The following is a 22632-nucleotide window of genomic DNA, read 5'->3' as shown; positions in this document are numbered from 1 at the left end:
ATTATAATTTGTCTTATAAAGGCCATATGGAATTTCGCTTGGGAGATAATCATCCCTCTGTGTGTCGCTTCCGACATGCTCGATTTCATGTTAAGGTATTGTCTATGGTTAACTGATTTTGGATGACTTCAAAACACTTACTTTTCAAGTCTAGATCAGAATCACTTTCCGAAGGAATCAGCTGCTCGTGCAAGACCATTTTGGCCGGTCTGCGATGGAGCAGCAATTTACCGTCGTCTGGCAAAATTAGATGATTATAAGATAAAGTGACAGGTATGATTGGGATTTGTTTCTCTTTAGCTAGGCGAAAGGCACCATTTTTAAAGGGAAACATCTCAGGTGGGTTTTGGGTATAGATTCCGCCTTCTGGGAAAATAATTATGCTACTCCCTGCATCCAAGGCTTCACCGGCTCTTTTCATGGTTTCAGCTCTGCTCCTCAGTCTGCCGCGGTCTACGGCTATATGCAGGTTTCTGAAATAGTACCCAAATAAGGGGGCTTTGCGAATGGATGCTTTACCTACAAAAAGTACATCTCCGGGGATAAAACCCATCATCGCAATATCCAGATAGCTAAAGTGATTGGCGAGATATATGTATGGTTTGCCTTTTTGGTATTGGGAGTGATTCTCGATTTTCACAGGCATGTAAATCAAGGTAAAATAAGCTCTTGCCCAGTATCTATTGATTTTTCTTCCATATTTATTCCAGCCTGGTACCCAGATGCAAATCAAGAAAAACGGAAATATGAGCAGAAAAGTAAGTATGAAGAGTACCCCTGCATAAATGGTGTATATTCTATCCATCTGTTTAGGGCTGATTGACCATGTGGTTGGCTGCTTTGACGAAATAGCTCAGCATGGCTTCTTTGATATTCGTGTCCAGTTTCAAGTTGTCCAAAGCTTTAAGCATCGCATTCATCCAGTGATCCCGCATTTTCCCATCGATCTGCCATTTCAGATGGCGCATGCGGAGTCTCGGATGCCCACGCTGCTCGGAATAGGTGCTAGGTCCTCCAAAAACCTGAAGAAGGAACAAAAATAGACGGTTTTCAGCCGAAGCCAGGTCTTCGGGATAAAGTGCACTTAACGCTTTGTTTTCTGCTACTTCCTTGTAGAAATGCGAAGTAAGCTGCCGGATTTGATCTTCTCCGATCAATTCATAGATGGACTGGGACTCATTCATGCCGCAAACTTATCAAAAACTCCTAAGCCTCCCACTTTTTCACTTTAAGAGAAGTTCCTTCTGTGGAAATTACGATTACCGGCTCCCCTTCATCTAGAAACTCCCCCCGGCTGTAAGCATCGTACACATCCCCTTCGATTTCTATTTTTCCGCTTGGTCGGAGTCTAGAGTGAACTTTGCCCGTTTTACCATTTAGATTTTCGGCATAAAAGCTCGAGGTGAATCCTTCGCTTCTTTGCTGGGTACTTGCTAAAGTAACATGTTTGAAAGCTCCCCATTCATTGACTTTGGGCGTCAGCCAGAAGACCAAGCCCACCGAAACAATGGCAGCAATAATCACCGTCAGCAATGCGGCAAACAGATCGGCAGCCGGCACGAAGTCAAAGTTAAAATTCTGATTGGGAACCATGCCCAGAACCAGACCTGCCATAATGCAGATGATTCCCAGCACACCAAAAACCCCAAAACCTGGTATGACAAAAAGCTCAATAGCCAGTAAAATAATTCCGATAAAAAAGATCAGAATCTCCCAGTTTTCAGCGATACCATTGAGATAGTAGGGGATAAAATAAAGTACTACAGCTATCAATGAGGCTAAAATAGGAAAACCTACCCCGGGAGTCTGAAGCTCAAAATACAGCCCTCCGATAATAATAAGAATCAAAAAACCACTCACTGCCGGATTCAGAAAAAAGGCAATAATCTGCTCTGTAGTAGAGATCTCGTATTCAATCAACGCTGCATTTTCTAGATTCTGAGCGATTAGGATGTCGTTTATGTTATCAAATTGTCCTTCACTGAAGCCAAATTTTTCTGCCTCAGAAGCAGAGAAAGTGACCACCGAGCCTTCTTCGGTAATGCCTTCGATCGCAATCTTTTCATCGACCATGGCTTCTGCGATTTTAGGGTCTCTGCCTTGTGCCTCTGCGGTACTTCTCATCATGGACCGCATGTAGGATTGATATTTGTCCGGAGCTGCAGCTCCATCGGCTCCATTGACCACAGTGGCTGCTCCTATGCTAGACCCTGGAGCCATGTAGATACTATCTGTGGCGATAGATATCAATGCACCTGCAGAGGCTGCATTTTTGTCAATAAAAACATAAATGGGGATGGGACACTCCAAAATCATCGTTCGGATTTCGTCTGCATCATTCACAGCGCCTCCATAGGTATTCATTTCTATGAAAATCAAATCGGCTTTTTTCTCATCTGCAGCTTCTAGTGCCAATTGAACTCTTCGGTTCATGGCCGGATCTATATTCTCATCGATTTTGAATGTGAATATGGTTTTCCTTCCGGTTGAATTCTCCTGAGCAATGCCGAACTGTAGAGAAAATAGGAAAATAAAGATTAAGCTGAGGGTGTTTTTCATTTGTGGTTTGTTGATGATTCATTTGCCATACTGAGCACATTTCGGTAATATCTTGCGGATTTATGGTACCCCATGGATAAAGCAACATTTGAATTTCATTCCTAACTTTTTTAGCTCAGCTTCATGCTTTGGAAATTTAAGCCCAAAGAATAGTAAAAGATACGAAATACGCGTAAAAACTGATTCTTTTCATTAAATCGGAATAATTGATGAGATTTCGAATCTATTCTTTTCTAGCATAATTCTTGCGACTCACGGCTATGAAAATTAATCTTGCATTTCAAACACGTTTATTCCCAATTTCAGCAATTTCTATGAATAATAGAGCAAAGATCATCTGGTCATTTATCCTCTCATTTCTCCTTTCTTCTTCTCTAGCAATGGCGTCTAGCCTAGTATCTGCAGACTCTGTAGGAGTGGAGCGCGTAGGTGACCAATCATTCATCATTCACGAAGTAGAGCCAAAGGAAACACTGTTTGGGATTTCTAGAAGATATCAGGCTCCTGTAGGAGATATAGTCGATGCAAACCCGGTATTAAAGAGCGGTTTGAAAATCGGTCAGACCATCAGAGTTCCTTTTATCCCAAAGTCAGAACTTCCAGCGGGTGCAGTATTGCATAAGGTGGTCCCAGGTGAGACCCTTTTCAGTATTTCTAAAAAATATGGTGTGACCGTGGATGAAGTGATGAAGTCCAATGAGCTGAAAGGAAACGACTTGAGTGTAGGCCAATCACTGATCATTGAAAAAGCTGTGGCAGAAACACCGGCTGAAGCTCCAGAACCAGTTGTGGCGGTAGCAACCTCGACGGAGGTGGTGAAATCAACACCTGCTCCTGAGAAAAAAGCCGAACCTGCTCCAAAGAAAGCTAAGCCGGAAGAAAAGCCTGCGCCTGTAGAGAAAAAAGCTGCTAGCGAACCAGTTCAGACCAGCGAACCTATGGTACAGGGTGATTGGGTTTCGCATGAAGTACAGGTAGGCGAAACGCTTTTTTCTATCGCCAGCAGGTATGAGGCACGCGTGGAAGATTTGATTACTTGGAATGCTCTGACCTCCAATAATCTTCAGGAAGGACAAGTATTAAAAGTGGGAAGAGGTGATGTACAAGTTTCTACCGTTCCTGTGATTGGGCAGCCCAAAGTAGTTAATTCCGTGGACGAAATGATGGTGGAGCCAGCTGATGAAAATGCCTCTGGAGGATTCAAAAACATCAAAGAAACCGGACAGGCAGAGTTGATCGAAGGCACTGGAGGACATAAAAAGTACTTGGTTCTGCACCGCACAGCTCCGGTAGGTACAATCATGAGGGTGAAAAATGAAGAAAATGACATCACTATTTTTGCCCGTGTGGTAGGCACGCTTCCAGAAACAGGCGACAATGGCAAATTGGTCATTAAGCTTTCCCAAGCTGCTTTTGACCAATTGAAAGCGGTCAATAGCAGATTCCCTGTGGAAGTGATGTATTAAAATAAAATGATGGTCCGTAATGTCCTATGTTATTTTACGGAGAGAATAACGGATATACATAAAATACATTATGGTTATCCCCAATGATTCCAGTCACCTTAGATCCTTCGCTTATCCGGTCGGAAGACCGAAGTGGCCTCAATTCTAAAATTTAACATGTGATATATTGCTTTAGCCTACTTACTGGCAGAAAAGCGAATAATCAGAAAATACTAATTTGAAAAACCATCTTCCTTAGGGCGGATGGTTTTTTTGTGGGCTAGGTTTTAGGGTGGAACTTTGCTTTCCTATAGACTAGCCACTAATTTTGTGCTCCACCTCAGCGGCTATGAACAAGGTTCAATATTTCTTCCACCAGACTTTCAAATTTATCTGGAATTTGATTTTCATCATTTCCTATCCCATACTGGCGAGTTTTGGTTTGTTGTTCATAGGGTTTACCTATGTTTTTTCATTGCTGTCTAGTTTTCTGGCCAGACTAAAGCCAGAGGGAAAGAAAGTAGTACTCAAGGAATCAGAGTGGGAGGAGCTCCCTTATTCCAATGAACTCCTGGAAGCCAAAATGATCAAGCAGATTGTTTTTGGTCCCTCTGCATTCCAGTTTCGGAGAAAAGACGGGGTGCCTACCGTTTTGAGTGATTTCGTTTTCGGTAAGAAAGTAAGGGTTCTCGAAGAAGGATTTTTGCTGGAAAAGTGGAACAGTACCGAGTCTAAGGATCTTCCGGATTTCGATATCTGCTTGTACAATCCCGATGAGGACTCACTGAGATCTCTCACCAATATCAAGTGCTTTGATTGGCACGTTTCTGAAAAAGTAGAGAATGAGCTCTTTTTCAAGTGGTTTGACGGAACTCAAGGCGGAGAGGTAAAAGTAGCGCTTTGATGCAGGATCTGAAGGGTTTTTTGGATGAGAAAGTAGGGCAATACAATCAGCCCGGATTTATTCCTCTGGATCCGATTTCCATTCCCCATAGATTTTCGAAAAGAGAGGATATAGAAATCACCGGTTTTTTTGCTTCCATTTTGGCCTGGGGCCAAAGAAAAACTATCATTAATAAGTGCCTTGAGCTGTTCAGAATGATGGACGATGCTCCCCATGATTTTTTGCTTCATCATCAGGAAAGTGATCTGAAAGTTTTTCTCAATTTCAAACATAGAACGTTCAATGACATAGATGCCCTTTATTTCATTCACTTTCTGAGCTGGTTCTATCGAAGACATACTTCCTTGGAGGATGCATTTATTTTGGGACAAAACGGGACTCAGAACGCTATGGAGAATATGTTGATCGAGTTCAAGGAGTATTTCTTTTCCCTTCCGGAGGCTCCAGTGCGCACCCAAAAGCATATTGCTTCTCCAGCTAGAAAGTCCGCTTGCAAAAGGATCAATATGTACCTGAGGTGGATGGTGCGCCAGGACGCTCAGGGAGTGGATTTTGGGCTTTGGAAACGAATCTCACCTGCCCAGCTGGTCTGTCCATGTGACCTGCATGTAGACCGTGTGGCACGTAAACTTGGCCTAATTCAGCGAAAGCAAACCGACTGGCTTACGGCTATGGAGTTGACCGAACGGCTACGTGAATTTGATCCTGAGGACCCTGTCAAATATGATTTTGCGCTATTTGGATTAGGGGTAGAGGAGAAGTTTTAAATTTTTTCTTCCGGTCTGAATCGGATTTCTTCCGGATAGGGAAAGGCATGTAGCAGTTCACCATTTCTGATTTTCTGCTGGATTTCCTGCCAGTGTTTCGGATCAAAGAGCTTTTCGTGATAGGAAATGAACTCCTCTTTAATGTCCTTTCTGCCTATCATCCAGCGCCTGAAATCTTCCGGGAACACGTCGTTTTTGGCAATGTCATACCAAGGCTCAGAGGCGTAGATCTGCTCATAGGTTTCGGCTTTGGGCTTGGCCCGGAAGTTCATATCGGTCAAAAACTCAATCTCATCGTAATCATAAAAAATAACCCTCCGCTGTCGGGTAAGCCCAAAGTTTTTGGTCATCATATCACCCGGGAAGATATTGGCCTGAGCGAGCTGCAGAATGGCTCGGCCGTAACCTTTGACTGCTCTGATACCATCTTCTGTATCACAATGCTCCAGAAACATGTTTAGCGGTTCCATTTTACGCTCGGTGTACAGGTGCTTGATGACCAGCTGATCCCCATCGATTTTTAGCAGAGAATTGGTGGTTTTGCGGAGTTCTATCATGAGTTCCTCACTCACCCGGTCCAGTGGGATGCTGAAGTATTCAAATTCGTGGGTGTCGGCCATTCTTCCCACCCTGTCGTGCAGGGATACCAATTTGTACTTATCCTTCACTTCTTGTCTGGTCATGTTTTTCGGCGGCTCGAAGTGATCCTTGATCAGCTTAAAAACTATATTCAAAGAAGGCAAGGTAAACACAGTCATCACCATGCCTTTGATTCCGGGAGCAACTTCAAATTTGTCCTCACTCGTGTTTAAGTGGTGAAGAAAATCCCTATAAAAGAGTGTTTTTCCATGTTTATTAAAGCCTATGGCATTATAGAGCTCGTGGATTTTTTTGTGCGGAATCACAGAGTTCAAAAAACCTACGATCTGCGAAGGTACTTCCGCTTCCACCATAAAGTAGGATCGGGTAAAGCTGAACATGCTACTCATCAAATTTGGATCAAAAATCAAGGTGTCCACAAATACTCCTTTGGGACCATGCATGACAGGAATGATAAAGGGCATCCACTTATGTCCCAAAAATGTCCTTCCTATCAAATAAGCAGCTTTATTTCTGTAAAACACAGATTTCAGGATCTGGGTTTTGGTATCTGGTGCTACCCTGTATCTAGTCAAAATCACCTTGCGTACACTCTCAGTAAGGAATTTGATATCCTGCTCCTTATCCATAAAGGGTGCACCAAAGTCATAATCATCTAGGATTTTGCGCAGCACCTTCTCCAGTCCAAGGGAAGTAGGGTAGGTTCGGATCAGATCACTGGACTCTAAAATGGAACAGGATTCATAGCCTTCCATGACAAACATCAGATCCTGATCGACTGTCATTTTCGGGAAAATCTTCCGGATAGCAGAATTGAAAAAAGTTTCTGCCAGTTCTATGTCCGATCTTTCGCAGACTAAGTGGCTAAATTCATGTTTCACTGCTTTCCATAACTCTACATCGGCTACTTTATCTTGAAGCATATCCTTGCATTCTGCAGCAAGTGGGAAAAGTAAATCCTTGTAGAGTCTGAGTCTTTGCTTGTGGTTGAGCTGGATTGCATGCCAGGCTTTTTCACTGAAATATCGGGGAGCTAACCGGGTGTAAATGTTGAACATTTCCATGTAGGTGATGTAGCCGGAAAGGATTTTGTCGGCAAGCTGATTAGCAAGAGATAAATTCATTCGAAACAAGGGGAATTTACTGGATGAAAAGCGGTGACTTTGATAAATTTTTTTTCCTAAATACTAAGATATGATTTCATTGATTTTTAAGCTGTTATAAGTCAAAATCTTTCGGGAAATAAAATTTTGAAAATCTTTCGCAATCGATTGTTTGGAGGATATGAAAACATTTTATACTTTTCGAGCATATTCAGATTATGAATATCTACAATAGGTTTAATAGGTTTGAGAGCTGGAAAAGGTTGGGTCAATGTCCCAACCTTTTTTGTTTTTTAGCCGTCCTGACTTAGCTTAACCTTCTCAAATCATTTGTTTATGGGGAGCCCTCTAAAAGATCTTTCGAAAATTGTCGTTTTCGGCTTAGTACTAAGTATGTTCACCTCCTGCGGAAGTGATGAATCCACGGAAGAAGAATCTTCAGAGTCTTTCGCTACCAATGAGGCTGAACTAAATAGAAACCGAGCAGAAATCGATAGGGGCTTATTTCAAAAAGGGGAATGGAGAGCACACTGGCAGGAGAAAGTGGGAGAGTTTGATGCTTCTACTTTTGAGCTGGCCATGACAGATTCTTTAGATCCCATGGAGATGCCAGAACGAAACCCGATTTTGAAGGGAGATCCACTTTTTCCCTATCAGTTTCCACATCCATCTGGCAATGGTACAGTTGATATTTATAGCTATAAAATAGAAGCGCAGGAAAATATAGATACGCCTTTTCTGAATCCTGATTCGGAAGTAGTTTGGTACAGGGGCGATGGTATGCGGGAGCGCTTATTATTTATGGGGCCTTCCGGGATGTTTGAAGAGGGGATGTGGCTCAATGATAACGAGTTTTTGGTTTTGGGGTATTTTGAAGGTGTGGATGGGTACAGACCCATGGCCTGGATTATTGATGTAGAAAATCATGTCTTAAAGCAGTTTCAACTGAATAAATCAGCGGAAATCTACGAGCATGCCTCCTATATAGATAAGAAAATCAATAGACTAGACTTGAGCTAATGGAGTTTGGACTGGTAAAAGACTTGCTTATCAAAGGAATGAGCTACCCACTCCCAGGAAAGTCTGCTCAGGTCAAGATGTCTCCAATGCCGGTGGATCAAAGGAGATTTGAAGAGAATTTACCTGCTTACCATAGAAAAGGGGCTGTTTTGATACTTTTTTATCCAGATCAAAATCAGGCCTTATTTCCCCTGATCAAGCGACCGGAGTACCCTGGAGTACATAGTGGGCAGATTGCCTTGCCAGGAGGAAAAATGGAAGATTTTGATGCGGATATCATAGCCACAGCACTGCGCGAAGCAAATGAAGAAGTGGGGGTTAAGCCTGATAGTGTGGAAATTATAGGTCAGATGAGTGATCTTTTCATTCCAGCTAGCAATTTTTTGGTCAGTCCGGTAATAGGCTTTAGCGAGGAGATCCCGGATTTTGTGCCGGAAGAGCGGGAAGTGGAGCGAATCATTCAAGCTTCGGTCAAAACACTGTTCGAGCCAAGCTACCGAAAAAAGAAAATTCTTACGCTCAGTAATAATTTTAAATTGGACACGCCTTATTTCGAAGTGGATCAAGAAGTCGTTTGGGGCGCTACAGCGATGATCTTAAGTGAATTGCTGGGGATCTTCGAAAATGGAAAGGGGTAGAATTTTGGGCTTTTTGCGCTTTTGTTGGTAATGTTGCAGTCCCTTACCCAACTATAAATGGAAGAACAAACTCCCTTGCTCACGAACGATGCCGTGGTTTTTGGCTTATTAATGGCCATACTGGCATTGATTTTCGCCACTTCAGCCAGTAGCAATAACTATTGGAAAAAGTTTTATAGTGTAGTACCTACCGTTCTGCTTTGCTATTTTATCCCTGCCTTAGCCAATACTTTTGGACTGATTTCAGGCGAATCCTCCGGTTTATATGCCGTAGCAAGTCGCTATTTGTTGCCAGCTTCCTTGGTTCTTTTCACCATTAGTATAGATATCAAGGCAGTTTTGAAATTAGGGCCGAAGGCGATCACCATGTTTTTGGCAGGGACGCTGGGCATTATGCTGGGCGGACCACTTGCTTTGCTTACTGTGGGGACTTTTGCACCTGAGCTGCTAGGGGGTAGCGGGCCAGAGGAAGTCTGGCGAGGCTTGTCCACCATTGCGGGTTCATGGATAGGAGGAGGCGCTAATCAAACGGCCATGCTCGAGGTTTTTGGCCCTAGTCCAGCCCTTTTCAGCCAGATGATTGCTGTGGATGTTTTAGTGGCCAATTTATGGATGGCTGTGCTTTTATACTGGGCAGCGAAGCCAGAAGTAGTCGATAAGCTTTTCAAGGCTGATTCCTCTAAAATATATACGCTAAGAGACAGAATCGAGGAGTTTCGCAAAGGTATAATGAAAATCCCTACACTTGCCGATACCATGACTATCCTGGGAGTTGGGTTTGGAGTCACCGGCTTGGCACATTTGATAGCTGATCAGATTGCTCCTTTCATCGCTGAAAATTATCCCTCCCTGAAGCAATACTCATTGGATTCAGCTTTTTTCTGGATTGTGGTAATTGCTACCACCTCAGGTCTGATGCTTTCGTTTACCAAAGCCAGGAATCTGGAAGGGGCAGGGGCATCTAGGATGGGTAGTGTATTACTCTATGTGCTGGTAGCTACTATAGGTATGCAGATGGATTTGGGTGCGGTACTGGATAATCCACTACTTTTCGTGGTTGGGATTATTTGGATGATATTCCATATTTTGATTATGCTAATAGTGGCATTTATTATCAAAGCACCGTTCTTTTATGTGGCGGTGGGCTCTCAGGCTAACGTGGGTGGGGCAGCTTCGGCTCCTATTGTGGCAGCTGCATTTGATGCTTCTTTGGCACCGGTGGGCGTACTACTAGCAGTGATAGGATACGCAGCAGGGACTTATGGCGCATATCTATGTGGATTGATGATGCAGGCAGTAGCAGGAGGGTAATGAAGCACAGTAGAAAATTGATATTTATTTGCAACGGTTCAGATTGTAAAAAAGCGGGTGCAAAAAAGCTTGGGAAGGAACTCAAAAGCCAGTGCAATTCTACTGGGTTAAAAGGCACTTGCAAGTTGATCAAAACCAAATGCATGGACATGTGCAAGACAGCTCCCAATGTGATCGTCGGGGATCATTTTTGTAAAAAAACCGACGTGGATAAAGTAATGGTACAACTAAAAAAGTCCTGAACAATCAGGACTTTTATGGTTTATGACTTAAGGATTTTTACGGCTGTACCGCTTGCAGTGACCATAAGCATGCCGTCGCGTATAGTCTCGTAATCCAAGTCTATTCCTATTATTGCATTGGCGCCAAAAGCCCGGGCCTGCATTTCCATTTCGGACATGGCCGTAGCCTTTGCTTCTCTCAGCACACGCTCGTATGCGGCTGATCTTCCACCTACGATATCCGTGATGCTAGCGAAAAAGTCCTTAAATACATTGGCTCCGATGATGGTTTCGCCGGATACTATTCCAAGGTAATCTGTGATGGAATAGCCATCCAGTGAGTTTGTGGTAGTGACAATCATGTTGTTTTATTTTAGTGAAAAATGTCAAGAATCTTCACGAAAATGCTAAAAAAAAGATTTCCCAAAAAATATGGGAGTTAGTTTCTAGGTATTCTGGGACGGAAAAAATTTCATGGATATACGGAATGATGCCAGTAACTACTATCTCTTTGCTCAGCTGGTCAGAAGACTGAAGACTCCCGCAGTAGCGGGACAGGCTGAAGTAGCCTCTATTCTTAAGTTTAGCATACCCTATTTTACTTTAGGCTCTTTACTGCCGTAAAAGCGGATATACGCATGAAGTTTTCTAAGAATTGAAATCCAAAGGAATCGAGCAGGGAGCCAAACTTAGTTGTCCAATAAAAAAACAACAATACGGATATATGTTTTTAGTTGTTTTTGGGAAAGAATTGTTAAAATCTTTCATTGAATTTACGATATTGGATTAGATTCTTGTCTCAAGACTTTGTATGAACACACTAGAGCACGGTTTACCACCCTATGAGTATATTTAAGCAGTTTGATATTTCAGATGTATTCAATGAAATAAAGGATCCCCTGTTTATTATAGATTCTGAGGAGGTAATTTTTTGTAATAAGTACTTCACCGAGCAATATAAACCTATTGGGGATTCATGGAGAGCACTTTTTGCATCGGAGGAAATTGAGGAGCTTTTAGACATTTTTTTTAATGGCGGTGTGGCGCCGACCAAACACTTATACAAACCTTTGCCGGATAAAGAAGGAAACCTGAGGGGAATAGAATGGGCTTTTATCAATCTTCCCTCTAGCTATTCCGATCGGTTCATGATCGTAAGGGGTCATGAAGTTTCAAACCCTAGAATTGCAGAAAAAGAACCGGAACTACTCCATTCGCAGGTGGACTTTTACAAAGCGCTGCATTATGTCCAAGGGATTATTTCCAATAGCCACGACTTGACCTCAATTCTTGATGAAAATGGGAAATTCAAGTTTATCAGCGCCATTGCCAGTGAGCGGCTAGGGTTTCCTGCCAAGGATTTGTTAGGAAAAAGTATCTGGAGTTTTATGGACTCAGGAGACCTAAAAGTGGTCAAAGGAGACTTGGAGGAGGTATTTCAGACCAAGGGTGAACTCACTATTGATCTTTGGTTTCTGAATAAACATGGAAAAAAAATATACCTGGAATCCTATGCCAAAAATCTACTGGATGACCCTATAGTTAATGGAGTATTGCTGAGTTCCCGAGATATCACCGAGTATGTGCAGGCAGATCAAGCGCTGGAGCGTAGATTGAAAAGTGAGAATTTTCTCAGTCAAATTTCTGTCATTCTGTTGAAATCCCGCTCAAAGTCAATGGGGGATTTATTCCAGGAATCCCTGCAATACCTCATAGAATATGTGCAGGCTAGATATGCTCAGATCTTGGTTTCAAACTTAGATACTCAAAGGCTGGAAATGCTGTCTGAGGCGGGGAGCTTTCCAGAATCCAGCGTGAAGTTATCCTTAAGGCTTTTGGTCCGTGAAAACCTGGAGGCTTTAAAGGACTCCACTGTTATCTCTACCTTGTTAAAGGGGCTTCAGGTGTCCTTGATCCCTATGTTTGCCAATCAGCAACTGCGAGGTGTAATCGTCCTTTGTCCGCAAGGAGAAAAAATAGAAAATGAAGATGTGCGGGCTTTACGACAGCTTGCAGACATGCTTGCGGGTACTTATGACAACTATTCGCTCACGCAAAGAATGGAGCGAAACGAGAAGTTGTTGGCGACTACTGAATTACTTTCCAAGTCTGGTTCTTGGCGTTTTAGTACCTCCAAACAACGCTTTTACATTTCGCCAGGTCTTTCAAGGTTGTTTGGCTTTGAAGGTGATTTGGACTCAGCGGACTTTGCTACGTTGGTCTATAAAATTGATAAATCCACTCGGGTGGAGTTTGTGAGCAAGCTCAAGTTGGCCATCAACGAAGGAGTGAAATCATCGGGTGATTTTGAAATTACCAGTGCCGAAGGGAAAACCTCCTATATACACTTTGAAATTGATGCAGAGCAAAACCATTTGACCAAGACGATTGAGGTTTTCGGGTTTTGCAATGATGTCACGCATAAGCGGGCTTCGGAGGAGTATCTTAAACTCCAAAGCCAGATATTAGCCCAGGTCAGCGATCCTATACTTGTGACTGATCTAGGACTTCATGTGATTTATAAAAATGAGGCAGCTGAAAGCATTTGGGGATCCAAAGGTGATTTGGAGGGCAAGCCCTATCTGACCAATCTGATCCAGATCCTGTTTAAGGAAAATGAATCCTTACCTGATTTAGTCGGCGCTTTAGTCAATGGGCACATTTGGAAAAATGTACGCTATATAGAAAATGGCCCACAGTCTAGTCCATTTGAAATATCTATAAAATCTATTCAATCTGAACTTGGTGATAGGATTGGTTACTCATTTATAATGAGGGATTTATCTGACAAGTACGAAAGCGAGAAAATCGCCAGGAAGGCACAGCTGATAGTGGAAAACAGCCCTGCTGTACTATTCAGCGTAAAGCCAGAGCGAAACTTTGAAATCAGCTATATATCTGAAAATATCAGTCAGTATGGTTATTCAGCCGAGCACTTACTAGGGAAATCTCTGCTCGAATTGCTTCATCCGGAAGACGTGGCCAAAATCCAAGAATACACCTCTAAACTTGAATCTGATTCCAATATTCCTTCATTTTCCGGAGAGTATAGAATTATGAAGCCGGATGGGACCTTTACTTGGGTAGAAGACCGAACTGTGGATATCCGCGAAGATGCAGATCGGATTATTCTCCATCAGGGCTATTTTCAGGATATTACCGATAGAAAAAGACTGGAGGAACTGCGTCGGGAAAAAGATAAGCAGTATAGGATCTTGGCATCAAATATTCCGAAAACGAATGTTTTTCTGCTGGATGGTGACCGAAGGTACATTTTGGCAGAAGGGACGAATTTCGATTTTTGGAATCTATCCCCCGAAGACTTTGAAGGGAAGCTGATCACTGAAGCTTCTGTCACGGGCGCTTCGAATTTGGCCCCCATTTTAGATAGAGTTTATTTCAAAAGGGAAATCGTGGAAACGGAGTTTCCTTTCAAGGATCGCCATTACCACCGAACACTCCGGCCCATAATTGAAAATGATGAAGTGAAGTTTGTACTCAGCTTGGTCAGGGATATTACCGATGAGTTCGAGGCGAAAGAAAATCTGGTCTATTCTGAAGAAAAGTATAGAAGCTTAGTGGAAGAGTCGACAGAAATTATCTTTTCCCTGACAGAGACTTTTGAATTGTACTATGTGTCTCCCAATGTCCAACAATTTCTGGGGTATGAGGCAGAAGAGGTCATAGGGACATCCATTTTCCAATATCTGAACCCTGAGGATTTGAGTGTATTCAACGATATGCTGTCAGACTCTAAGAAATTTCTGCAGGAAAATCAGTTTCTGGAATTCAGGCTGATGCATAAAAACGGACAGTTCAGGGTTTTCAATTCTAACGGAAGATTAGTCCCCGGTAAAGGAGGAGAGGGCAATTTCTATACCGGCATAGCCAGGGATATTTCTGAACTGAAACAGGCACAAAAAGATCTCTATAAGGCAAAGGAAAATGCGGAACAGGCATTAAAGGCCAAATCCCAGTTTCTATCAGTAATGACGCATGAAATTCGTACTCCAATGAATGCGGTGATAGGTTTAGCGCACTTTCTAATGGAAGAAGACCCTAGACCCGACCAAATGGAAAATCTGCAAACCTTGCAGTTTTCTGCTGAAAACCTGATGGGATTGATCAATGATATTCTTGATTTCAGTAAGATAGAATCCGGCAAGGTAAGTCTGGAGCATGTGCCTTTTGACCTCAGGTTAAGCATGAATAGAATTGTGCATACACATAGTTTTCAGGCCAAAGAAAAGAATCTGAAGGTACTGGCGCTGATTGATGATAAAATTCCAAGACAAGTAGTAGGGGACCCGGTGCGTATCGGTCAAATCATCAATAACTTACTGTCAAACGCCATAAAGTTTACAGAAAAGGGACAGATCGAAATCAAATTAGAACTGGTAGACGCTTGGAAAGCCGGCTTAAAGATCAGATTTAGTGTAAAGGATTCAGGCATAGGTATTCCTGAATCTAAAATCCCTACTATATTTGAGGCCTTTACACAGGCATCGTCTTCGATTACCAGAAAGTTTGGGGGTACCGGCTTAGGGCTAACCATAGTCAATAAACTACTCGAGCTTCATGAGTCCAAGATCGATGTGCATTCCAGCCTTGGTGTTGGAACTACATTTAAATTTGAATTGAAATTTAGAAAAGTGGATGATTCAGTGGGCCAGGAGTCCAAAAAAGAAATGAATACAGCTAAAGCTTTGCCGCAAGCATCTATTTTGGTGGCTGAGGATAATATGGTCAATCAGATCTTGATCAAAAAATTCCTTAAAAAGTGGAACTCCGGTAATCTGGTGGTAACCTCTAACGGGCAAGAAGCAATAGATGTATTTGAGCAAGAAAAGTTTGATATAGTGCTTTTGGATATTCAAATGCCTGTTTTGGATGGTTTTTCTACAGCAAGATTAATTCGGGAACATGCTGACGATGATAAAAAAAATGTTCCTATACTTTTGCTTTCGGCGGCTTCCTATCACGAAATAAGTGAGGAAATGATGGAAATAGGAATTAATGATTTTGTACCTAAACCATTTACCCCGGAAACCCTCTATGAAAAATTAACCGAATATCTTCATACAAAAGATCAGAATTGAGAGCGGTTTAGCATTAATTTTGCCCCAAGGACAAAGTCTTGCTGACTAAACAACTATCAATTACTCAATGCCTCTTTTTAAAAGAATTAATTTTCTGATTTTTTTCATCCTGATCAGTGTTTCAGCTTCTGCCCAGAAGTTGCTTACCAAAAGATCCACCTTCTATACGGTGATTGGTACCTCGGGGGCCAAGCTGAATCAGATAGATGATATGCTAGCCGATCGGGGATTATCTGGTCTTAGAAATAGGTATAACACGCTGGGGTTAGGCTATCAGGCCAGAATCAATGACTTTGTGCTAGGATTGGAACTACTGCATAATAGGGGAGCTGTGAGTGAGTTTGACCAGTTCAGGATAAACTATAGAACCTCCAGAGCTATGCTGAATATCGGCTATGCCCTCACAGAAGAGTCAAATTTCCAGTTGATTCATTACATGTCCATGGGGGTGGGGTATCTGAATTTCCAGATGATGCCCAAAGAGCAGCCGGATAATTTACAGGAATTTTTAATCTCCCCTGAAGAAGGATTTATTCTCCGTGAGCAGGACATCCAAAAAGGAAGCCAGCATTACGGCAATTTTCTAACTGAAATTGGTTTTCAGCTATCCTATGATTTTGATTTACCCGGACGACCAGAGGCTCTTCAGATCATCAGTCAGCTCGGTTATTCGTTTAGCCCTATAGAAGGTAACTGGGAGATGGCTGGGGTGGCTTTTGACAATACTCAAAGTGGCGCTTTTATACGAGTCGGAGCTGGAATTACCTTGCCAGACCGAAATTTCTTCTACAAAGACGCCGGTATTGGTATCTCTTTAATAAGAGGGATCCATTTTACTCATGCAGAGAAGTTTAACGCGTATTTGGAAGAAGCTGATCTGGAGCCACTAGATGGGATGCCTTCTAACTGGGGACTAAAAATTACCGGAGAAACAAAAGGCTTGCTTTACGGTGCGGAGCTGTACAATCTGGCTTTGAGTGGAGATGCAAATTCCACTAAGAAGCATTCCCTAAACAGTCTTAGAGTATATGCCAATATGGGATACAAGCCCATTCAATACCGGAATTTTGGTATTGGAGCTTTGGCAGGATTAGGATATGGCAATATCCGATATACGAATCTGAGTACGGATAAACCTGATTTTGCAGAGCTTTTTGAACAGCGGTATTTCGATGGCTATCTGAAAAACAGTGGATTAATGCTCAAGCCTGAAGTTTTTGTAGAATATGGATTGCCGATGACCAAGCGTAAGTTTTTTGACCTGGTATTTACCGCTGCTGCAGGTTATGAACTTCCTCTCGGGAGATATAGACTAGCCGAAGTCGATATGGCCAGCTACATTTCAGCTCCATACTTGTCCTTTGGAATTGGGGTAAGGCCCTGACGCCTAGAGCTGCGAGCCTTTTGCGGCCTGATATAATTACCCTTTTGTCTAATAAGGCTGTTTTATTTCTAAAATGCTATTAACTTTGAGCAGCTTATCGAGAAAGACTGAGGGAAGGGCCCAACGACGTCTTAGCAACCTGTAAACAAGGTGCTAACTCCCATCTCGGAAATCCGGGAACAGATGAGCGGACAGGTACCTCGTACTCACCTCCGTGTTTTGCTCGATTAGCTTTTTGATTAACAAAATTACAAAATGCAAAACAGAACGGAATCCCTACTTCAGCAACTTTCAAAACGAGTCTTGATCCTTGATGGAGCTATGGGGACTATGATTCAGCGCTATACGCTGACGGAGGAGGATTTCAGAACTCCGGAGCTGGCAGATCATCCCAAAGCTCTGAAGGGGAATAATGATTTGCTGTCATTAAGTCGTCCAGATATTATCAAAGCCATCCACGCTGAATACCTCAAGGCCGGCTCGGATATCATAGAAACCAATACATTTTCAGCTACTACCATTGCCCAGGCTGATTATGATCTTTCGGATTTTGCCTACGCCATTAATCTGGAGTCAGCCAAAATAGCCAGAGAGATTACGGAGGAATTTACCAAAAAGAATCCAGATCAACCTAGGTTTGTGGCAGGTGCTATAGGCCCTACCAATAGGACAGCTTCTCTGTCTCCCGATGTCAATGACCCGGGCTATAGAGCCATTACTTTTGACCAATTGGCAGAGGCCTATTCAGAGCAGGTAAGAGGCTTATTGGATGGAGGTTCTGATATTTTGTTGGTTGAAACCATATTTGATACCCTGAATGCAAAAGCAGCTTTGTATGCTATTCAGGAGGTTTTTGAAGAAAGAGAAATTCCGCTTGATCCAAGGGAAGGCGGGATTCCGATTATGATTTCAGGTACCATCACAGACGCATCTGGACGCACCTTATCCGGTCAGACTACAGAGGCATTTTTAATCTCCGTATCGCATGTGCCCTTACTTTCTGTAGGCTTAAACTGTGCTTTGGGAGCCAAAGAATTGAGACCCTATTTGAAAGTTTTGGCTAATAAGGCACCTTTTTATGTGAGTGCATATCCTAATGCGGGACTGCCTAATGAGTTTGGCCAGTATGATCAAAATGCCGAAGAAATGGCTAGTCAGGTCAGGGACTTTTTGAAAGAAGGCATGCTGAATATTTTAGGAGGCTGCTGTGGCACTACACCTGAGCATATTTCAGCTTTGGCGCAGCTGGCAGGCAATTATCAGCCTAGAAAATTAAATCAAGAAGAATTAGAAGAAACGTTGGACTGAGAAGATGGAAAGTAATAATTATTTGAAGCTATCGGGCCTGGAGCCCTTAGTGTTCACACCCGAAATCAACTTTGTAAATGTTGGCGAGCGGACCAATATTACAGGTTCGAAGAAATTTGCCCGTCTGATTTTGAATGGGAATTACGATGAAGCGCTGGAAGTGGCCCTGGATCAAGTGAGAGGTGGCGCGCAGGTGCTGGATGTTTGCATGGATGAGGGTATGCTTGATGGGGAATTTGCCATGGTGAAATTCCTGAACTTGATCGCATCCGAACCTGAAATCAGCCGGATACCGATCATGATCGATAGTTCCAAATGGAAGATTATTTTGGCTGGTCTGAAATGTGTGCAGGGCAAAGGAATAGTCAACTCTATCTCTCTGAAGAATGGAGAGGAGGAATTTGTACAGCAGGCAAAAACAATCAAGAAATTTGGAGCAGCTGTGGTAGTGATGGCATTTGATGAGGCTGGACAAGCAGATACCTATGAGCGGAGAATTGAAATCTGTGAGCGAAGCTATAGAATACTGGTCGATCAGGTCAAATTCAACTGTCAGGATATCATTTTTGATCCCAATATTTTTCCGGTTGCGACCGGAATGGATGAGCACAGAAGAAATGCCCTAGACTTTTTTGAAGCTACCCAGTGGATCAAAGCTAATCTTCCAGGGGCTAAAGTCAGCGGGGGAGTGAGTAATGTGAGTTTTTCCTTCCGAGGGAATAATCCTGTACGGGAGGCAATGCATGCGGCATTTCTTTACCACGCCATCAAAAGCGGAATGGATATGGGTATCGTAAACCCCACCATGCTTGAGGTATACGATGATATTCCAAAGGATCTTTTGGAACGGGTAGAGGATGTGCTTTTTGACCGCAGAGAGGATGCCACAGAACGTCTTTTGGACTTTGCTGAGACAGTGAAATCTTCCGGAAAAAAGGCTGTAGCGGATGAAGCTTGGAGATCAGAGCCCGTAGCTAAGCGTATGGAGCATGCTTTGGTGAAAGGTATTCTGGATTATATCATAGAGGATACTGAGGAGGCAAGACTGGAACTGAAGAATCCCTTAAAAGTAATAGAAGGGCCTCTAATGGATGGAATGAACGTGGTGGGCGACCTATTTGGTGAGGGCAAGATGTTCCTTCCTCAGGTAGTAAAATCTGCCCGTGTGATGAAAAAAGCAGTAGCTTACCTGGAGCCATTTATGCCTTTGCCAGAGGAAGGGCAGGAAGAATCTTCTTTGAAAAAAATTCTACTGGCTACAGTGAAAGGAGATGTGCATGATATTGGTAAAAATATAGTAGGGGTTGTTTTGGCTTGTAATAGCTATCAGATCATAGATCTGGGAGTGATGGTAGATGCACAGAAGATTATAGATGAGGCTGTAAAAAACAAAGTGGATATCATAGGTCTAAGTGGTCTGATCACTCCATCTTTGGACGAAATGGTCAATGTAGCCTCTGAAATGGAGCGTCAGGGAATCAAAATCCCGCTTTTGATCGGTGGAGCTACTACTTCCAGAATCCATACTGCAGTAAAGATTGATCCGGTTTATTCCGGTACGGTGATCCATGTGATGGATGCAAGTAAGTCTGTGCCTATAGCCGGAGAAGCAATCTCTGAGGAAACTAAGGAAGCATACAGGCTAAAATATAAAGAGATTTACCGTCAACTCCGCGTTGATCACGAAGCCAAGCAATCCGTAAAACAACTGGTTTCCTACGAGGAAGCCAAGGCAAATCCGGTAGAAATAGATTGGGGTTTGAATGAGGTTCAAGTTCCTAAAAAACTCGGCAAGACTGTACTTACGGATCTGGATCTGAATAAGGTAAGAGCATACATAGACTGGACACCTTTCTTTAGCACTTGGATGCTTAGTGGTAAATATCCTAAGATTTTCAATGATCCTACAGTTGGAAATGAGGCTAAAAAAGTCTTTGATGAAGCCAATGCCATGCTGGATCAGGCGATCGCAGAGAAATGGCTTTCGGCCAATGCTGTCTTTGGTATTTATCCGGTGCAGCGCTCAGCCGATGACGTAGCTGTATTGGATGAAAATGGAGACCAAACGGCTTCCTTTCACTTTTTGCGCCAGCAAGGTAAAAAAGGCAAGGGAGTTCCAAACCGCTCTTTAGCAGACTACCTGCATCCGGAGAAGCAGGATTACCTTGGTTGTTTTGCAGTGACCTCTGGAATAGGAATGGAGAAAAAGCTGGAGGAGTTTCAGAAAGCTGGTGATGACTACAATGATATAATGTTCAAAGCTGTAGCAGATCGCTTAGCAGAGGCTGCAGCGGAGTACTTACATGAATTGGTGAGAAAAGAATATTGGGGTTATGCTCCTACCGAAAACCTGGAAAATGATTCCTTGATCCGTGAAAAATATGTAGGAATACGTCCTGCTCCCGGCTATCCTGCTTGCCCTGAACACTCCGAGAAGGAAACCATTTCCAAACTATTGGATATGGAAAAGGAAGCAGGGATCCAGTTGACCTCTAGCTACGCGATGTACCCGACCTCGTCGGTTTCTGGCTATTTCTTTGCCAACCCGGAAAGCAAATACTTTGGACTAGGCAAAATAGGAGCGGATCAAGTCGCAAGTTATGCAGAACGGAAAGGGATTTCCCTCAGAGATGCTGAGCGATTGCTTTCTCCAAATTTAGCCTATCAACCTAACCTAACCTTAGTAGAAACTACTTCATGAAAATTACTGAGCATCTGGAAAAAGCCGATAAAACGCTTTTTTCCTTTGAAATATTACCGCCTCTAAAAGGCCAAAGTCTAAATGAATTGCTAGAGGGGATAGCTCCTTTGATGGATTTTAAGCCCCCTTTTGTAGATGTGACTTATCACCGGGAGGAATACATCTATAAAAAGCACCCCAGTGGTCTTCTGGAAAAAGTAAGCACGAAAAAGCGTCCCGGGACTGTGGGGATCTGTGCAGCTATCATGAATAGATTTCAGGTAGATGCAGTTCCACACATACTATGCGGAGGATTTACCAAAGAAGAAACAGAAAACGCGCTGATTGACCTCAATTTCATAGGTGTGGAAAATGTACTGGCCCTGCGAGGCGATGCACCTAAGACTGAAGGCAAATTCATACCTGAAGCCGAAGGGCATAGCTATGCGAGTGAACTGGTAGAGCAGATCATGAGAATGAACGAAGGTAGGTATCTCCACGAAGAGACTGAAATTGGTTTTCAAACGGATTTTTGTGTAGGAGTGGCCGGGTATCCTGAGAAGCACTTCGAGGCGCCTTCTATGAAATTTGATCTGAAGTATCTGAAGGAAAAAGTAGAGAGGGGAGCAGAATATATTGTAACTCAAATGTTCTTTGACAACAAAAAATACTTTGAGTTTGTGGATCAGGTGAGAGCAGCGGGTATTGATGTGCCTATTATTCCAGGCATCAAACCTATTTCTACGCTAGGCCAGATTACCATGCTGCCAAGGACGTTCTTTTTGGATCTTCCTGATGAGCTAATGGATGAACTGGAGAAGTGTACAAACAATGCTGAAGTGAGAGAAGTCGGAATAGAGTGGGCTATACAGCAGTGCAAAGAGCTGGTGAGTAAAAATGTACCATCGCTGCACTTTTATACCATGAGTAAGGCTCAGACTACTTATAAAATTGCCAAGGAAATATTTTAGGAACCCAGGCTGAACTATCAAAAAAAAAGCCTTCTGAGATGGATCAGAAGGCTTTTTGCATGGTAAAAGGTTGGTTAGTCTTTGTTTAATTTCATGGAGATTTCTTCGTATTTCTTTTTGGTTTCATCTCCTAGTTTGTCAAAGTTTTTCTCTAGCCAGTCCAAGCTTTCTTGGGTAGCATCTTCTATGTCTTCAGCGGTGTTTTTAGTGCCTTTTTCTACGTCAGCAGTAGTTTTATCCCACCAGGTTTCCACATTGTTCATGTGCATTTCGGCTGTTCTTTCGAAGTTTTCTGATTCAGTTTTGGCGTTTTTTACCATGGTTTCGTAACGCTCCTCAATCATTTCCAGGTTATCGTCTTCTGCCTTCAGGTCGTTGTAAACTTTTTCTGCTCTGTCATCTAGACTATCGTAGCGCTCATCTATTTTTTCCCAGTTATGAACAGGGACAAACTGCACCGCGTTTTCTACGCTATCTACATAATTTTCAAGATTTGTAGTCACACGGACACGATCTTCTTCTGTGTAATTTTTAGTATCGCAGGATGTGACTGCCAGCACGGCTGCTCCGATAAGTAGTGTTGCTTGAGTTTTCATTTTTTAGATTGGTTTAGTATTTAAAC

Annotated in this window: 19 protein-coding genes and 1 riboswitch; of the genes, 13 read left to right on the top strand and 6 right to left on the bottom strand. The window is 42.8% G+C overall.

From position 1 onward, the window contains the following. Positions 1 to 85: 85 nt before the first annotated feature. The 3 genes from PBT90_RS09900 to PBT90_RS09890 are packed head-to-tail and all read right to left on the bottom strand — an operon-like array spanning position 86 to position 2559. Complete coding sequence (locus tag PBT90_RS09900) at positions 86 to 805, bottom strand: lysophospholipid acyltransferase family protein (protein WP_264810285.1); 720 nt, start codon at positions 803 to 805, stop codon at positions 86 to 88. Between the two features lie 4 nt (positions 806 to 809). After that, on the bottom strand, positions 810 to 1184 hold the full coding sequence (locus tag PBT90_RS09895) for a globin domain-containing protein (RefSeq protein WP_264810283.1): 375 nt from the start codon (positions 1182 to 1184) through the stop codon (positions 810 to 812). A 22-nt stretch (positions 1185 to 1206) separates the two neighbouring features. After that, on the bottom strand, positions 1207 to 2559 hold the full coding sequence (locus tag PBT90_RS09890; RefSeq protein WP_264810282.1) for an NfeD family protein: 1353 nt from the start codon (positions 2557 to 2559) through the stop codon (positions 1207 to 1209). 314 nt (positions 2560 to 2873) lie between these two features. On the opposite strand from PBT90_RS09890, the gene PBT90_RS09885 reads away from it, so the two are divergent. The 3 genes from PBT90_RS09885 (at position 2874) to PBT90_RS09875 (ending at position 5675) form a co-directional block, all read left to right on the top strand. After that, positions 2874 to 4025: a LysM peptidoglycan-binding domain-containing protein gene (locus PBT90_RS09885; protein WP_264810280.1), complete on the top strand. Its 1152-nt coding sequence runs from the start codon at positions 2874 to 2876 to the stop codon at positions 4023 to 4025. A gap of 328 nt (positions 4026 to 4353) precedes the next feature. Further along, positions 4354 to 4908, top strand: coding sequence for a hypothetical protein (locus PBT90_RS09880; protein WP_264810279.1), 555 nt, complete (start codon positions 4354 to 4356; stop codon positions 4906 to 4908). Next, positions 4908 to 5675 (top strand): TIGR02757 family protein, encoded by a 768-nt coding sequence (locus PBT90_RS09875; protein WP_264810278.1) that lies wholly within the window; start codon positions 4908 to 4910, stop codon positions 5673 to 5675. Before PBT90_RS09880 ends, PBT90_RS09875 begins: the two co-directional genes overlap by 1 nt. On the opposite strand, the gene aceK is transcribed toward PBT90_RS09875, so the two are convergent. Beyond that, positions 5672 to 7399, bottom strand: a complete 1728-nt coding sequence (aceK, locus tag PBT90_RS09870; protein WP_264810277.1) for a bifunctional isocitrate dehydrogenase kinase/phosphatase — start codon at positions 7397 to 7399, stop codon at positions 5672 to 5674. The genes PBT90_RS09875 and aceK overlap by 4 nt on opposite strands. A gap of 315 nt (positions 7400 to 7714) precedes the next feature. Here aceK and PBT90_RS09865 point away from each other — a divergent pair, with 315 nt between their 5' ends. Genes PBT90_RS09865 through PBT90_RS09850 form a run of 4 tightly spaced genes read left to right on the top strand, consistent with a single transcriptional unit; the run spans position 7715 to position 10589 of the window. Then, positions 7715 to 8398, top strand: a complete 684-nt coding sequence (locus tag PBT90_RS09865; protein ID WP_270133025.1) for a hypothetical protein — start codon at positions 7715 to 7717, stop codon at positions 8396 to 8398. Further along, entirely contained in the window at positions 8398 to 9036 is a 639-nt protein-coding gene (locus tag PBT90_RS09860; RefSeq protein WP_264810274.1) for an NUDIX hydrolase, read from the top strand. The genes PBT90_RS09865 and PBT90_RS09860 overlap by 1 nt, the downstream gene beginning before the upstream one ends. A 57-nt stretch (positions 9037 to 9093) precedes the next feature. Then, positions 9094 to 10347, top strand: coding sequence for a DUF819 family protein (locus PBT90_RS09855; RefSeq protein WP_264810272.1), 1254 nt, complete (start codon positions 9094 to 9096; stop codon positions 10345 to 10347). Continuing rightward, a complete protein-coding gene (locus tag PBT90_RS09850; RefSeq protein WP_320055350.1) occupies positions 10311 to 10589 on the top strand; it encodes a (2Fe-2S) ferredoxin domain-containing protein in 279 nt (92 codons plus the stop codon). Before PBT90_RS09855 ends, PBT90_RS09850 begins: the two co-directional genes overlap by 37 nt. A 20-nt stretch (positions 10590 to 10609) precedes the next feature. Here PBT90_RS09850 and PBT90_RS09845 read toward each other — a convergent pair whose 3' ends face one another. Then, the gene (locus PBT90_RS09845; RefSeq protein WP_270133021.1) at positions 10610 to 10930 is read right to left on the bottom strand and encodes a YbjQ family protein; all 321 of its coding nucleotides are present in this window, start codon (positions 10928 to 10930) and stop codon (positions 10610 to 10612) included. Between the two features lie 112 nt (positions 10931 to 11042). On the opposite strand from PBT90_RS09845, the gene PBT90_RS09840 reads away from it, so the two are divergent. The 6 genes from PBT90_RS09840 to metF all read left to right on the top strand — a co-directional run bounded on the left by PBT90_RS09840 (position 11043) and on the right by metF (position 22010). Then, a complete protein-coding gene (locus PBT90_RS09840) occupies positions 11043 to 11192 on the top strand; it encodes a hypothetical protein (RefSeq protein WP_264810267.1) in 150 nt (49 codons plus the stop codon). 218 nt (positions 11193 to 11410) lie between these two features. Then, on the top strand, positions 11411 to 15667 hold the full coding sequence (locus PBT90_RS09835; RefSeq protein ID WP_264810266.1) for a PAS domain S-box protein: 4257 nt from the start codon (positions 11411 to 11413) through the stop codon (positions 15665 to 15667). Between the two features lie 67 nt (positions 15668 to 15734). After that, the gene (locus PBT90_RS09830; protein ID WP_270133016.1) at positions 15735 to 17051 is read left to right on the top strand and encodes a hypothetical protein; all 1317 of its coding nucleotides are present in this window, start codon (positions 15735 to 15737) and stop codon (positions 17049 to 17051) included. A 91-nt stretch (positions 17052 to 17142) separates the two neighbouring features. Continuing rightward, a riboswitch (SAM riboswitch) is annotated at positions 17143 to 17241 on the top strand. A gap of 65 nt (positions 17242 to 17306) precedes the next feature. Continuing rightward, positions 17307 to 18359, top strand: a complete 1053-nt coding sequence (locus PBT90_RS09825) for a homocysteine S-methyltransferase family protein (protein WP_264810262.1) — start codon at positions 17307 to 17309, stop codon at positions 18357 to 18359. Between the two features lie 4 nt (positions 18360 to 18363). Further along, positions 18364 to 21060, top strand: coding sequence for a methionine synthase (gene metH / locus PBT90_RS09820; RefSeq protein WP_270133012.1), 2697 nt, complete (start codon positions 18364 to 18366; stop codon positions 21058 to 21060). Then, a complete protein-coding gene (gene metF, locus PBT90_RS09815; protein ID WP_270133009.1) occupies positions 21057 to 22010 on the top strand; it encodes a methylenetetrahydrofolate reductase [NAD(P)H] in 954 nt (317 codons plus the stop codon). The genes metH and metF overlap by 4 nt, the downstream gene beginning before the upstream one ends. A 74-nt stretch (positions 22011 to 22084) precedes the next feature. Here the strand turns inward: metF and PBT90_RS09810 are convergent, their stop codons facing one another. Then, entirely contained in the window at positions 22085 to 22606 is a 522-nt protein-coding gene (locus tag PBT90_RS09810) for a hypothetical protein (RefSeq protein ID WP_270133006.1), read from the bottom strand. Positions 22607 to 22632: the final 26 nt, after the last annotated feature.

The sequence above is a fragment of the Algoriphagus sp. TR-M9 genome (genome assembly GCF_027594545.1).
Lineage (GTDB): Bacteria > Bacteroidota > Bacteroidia > Cytophagales > Cyclobacteriaceae > Algoriphagus > Algoriphagus halophytocola.
The sequence above is the reverse complement of the archived record's forward strand: the minus strand, read 5'-3'. Positions and strand labels throughout refer to the sequence as shown.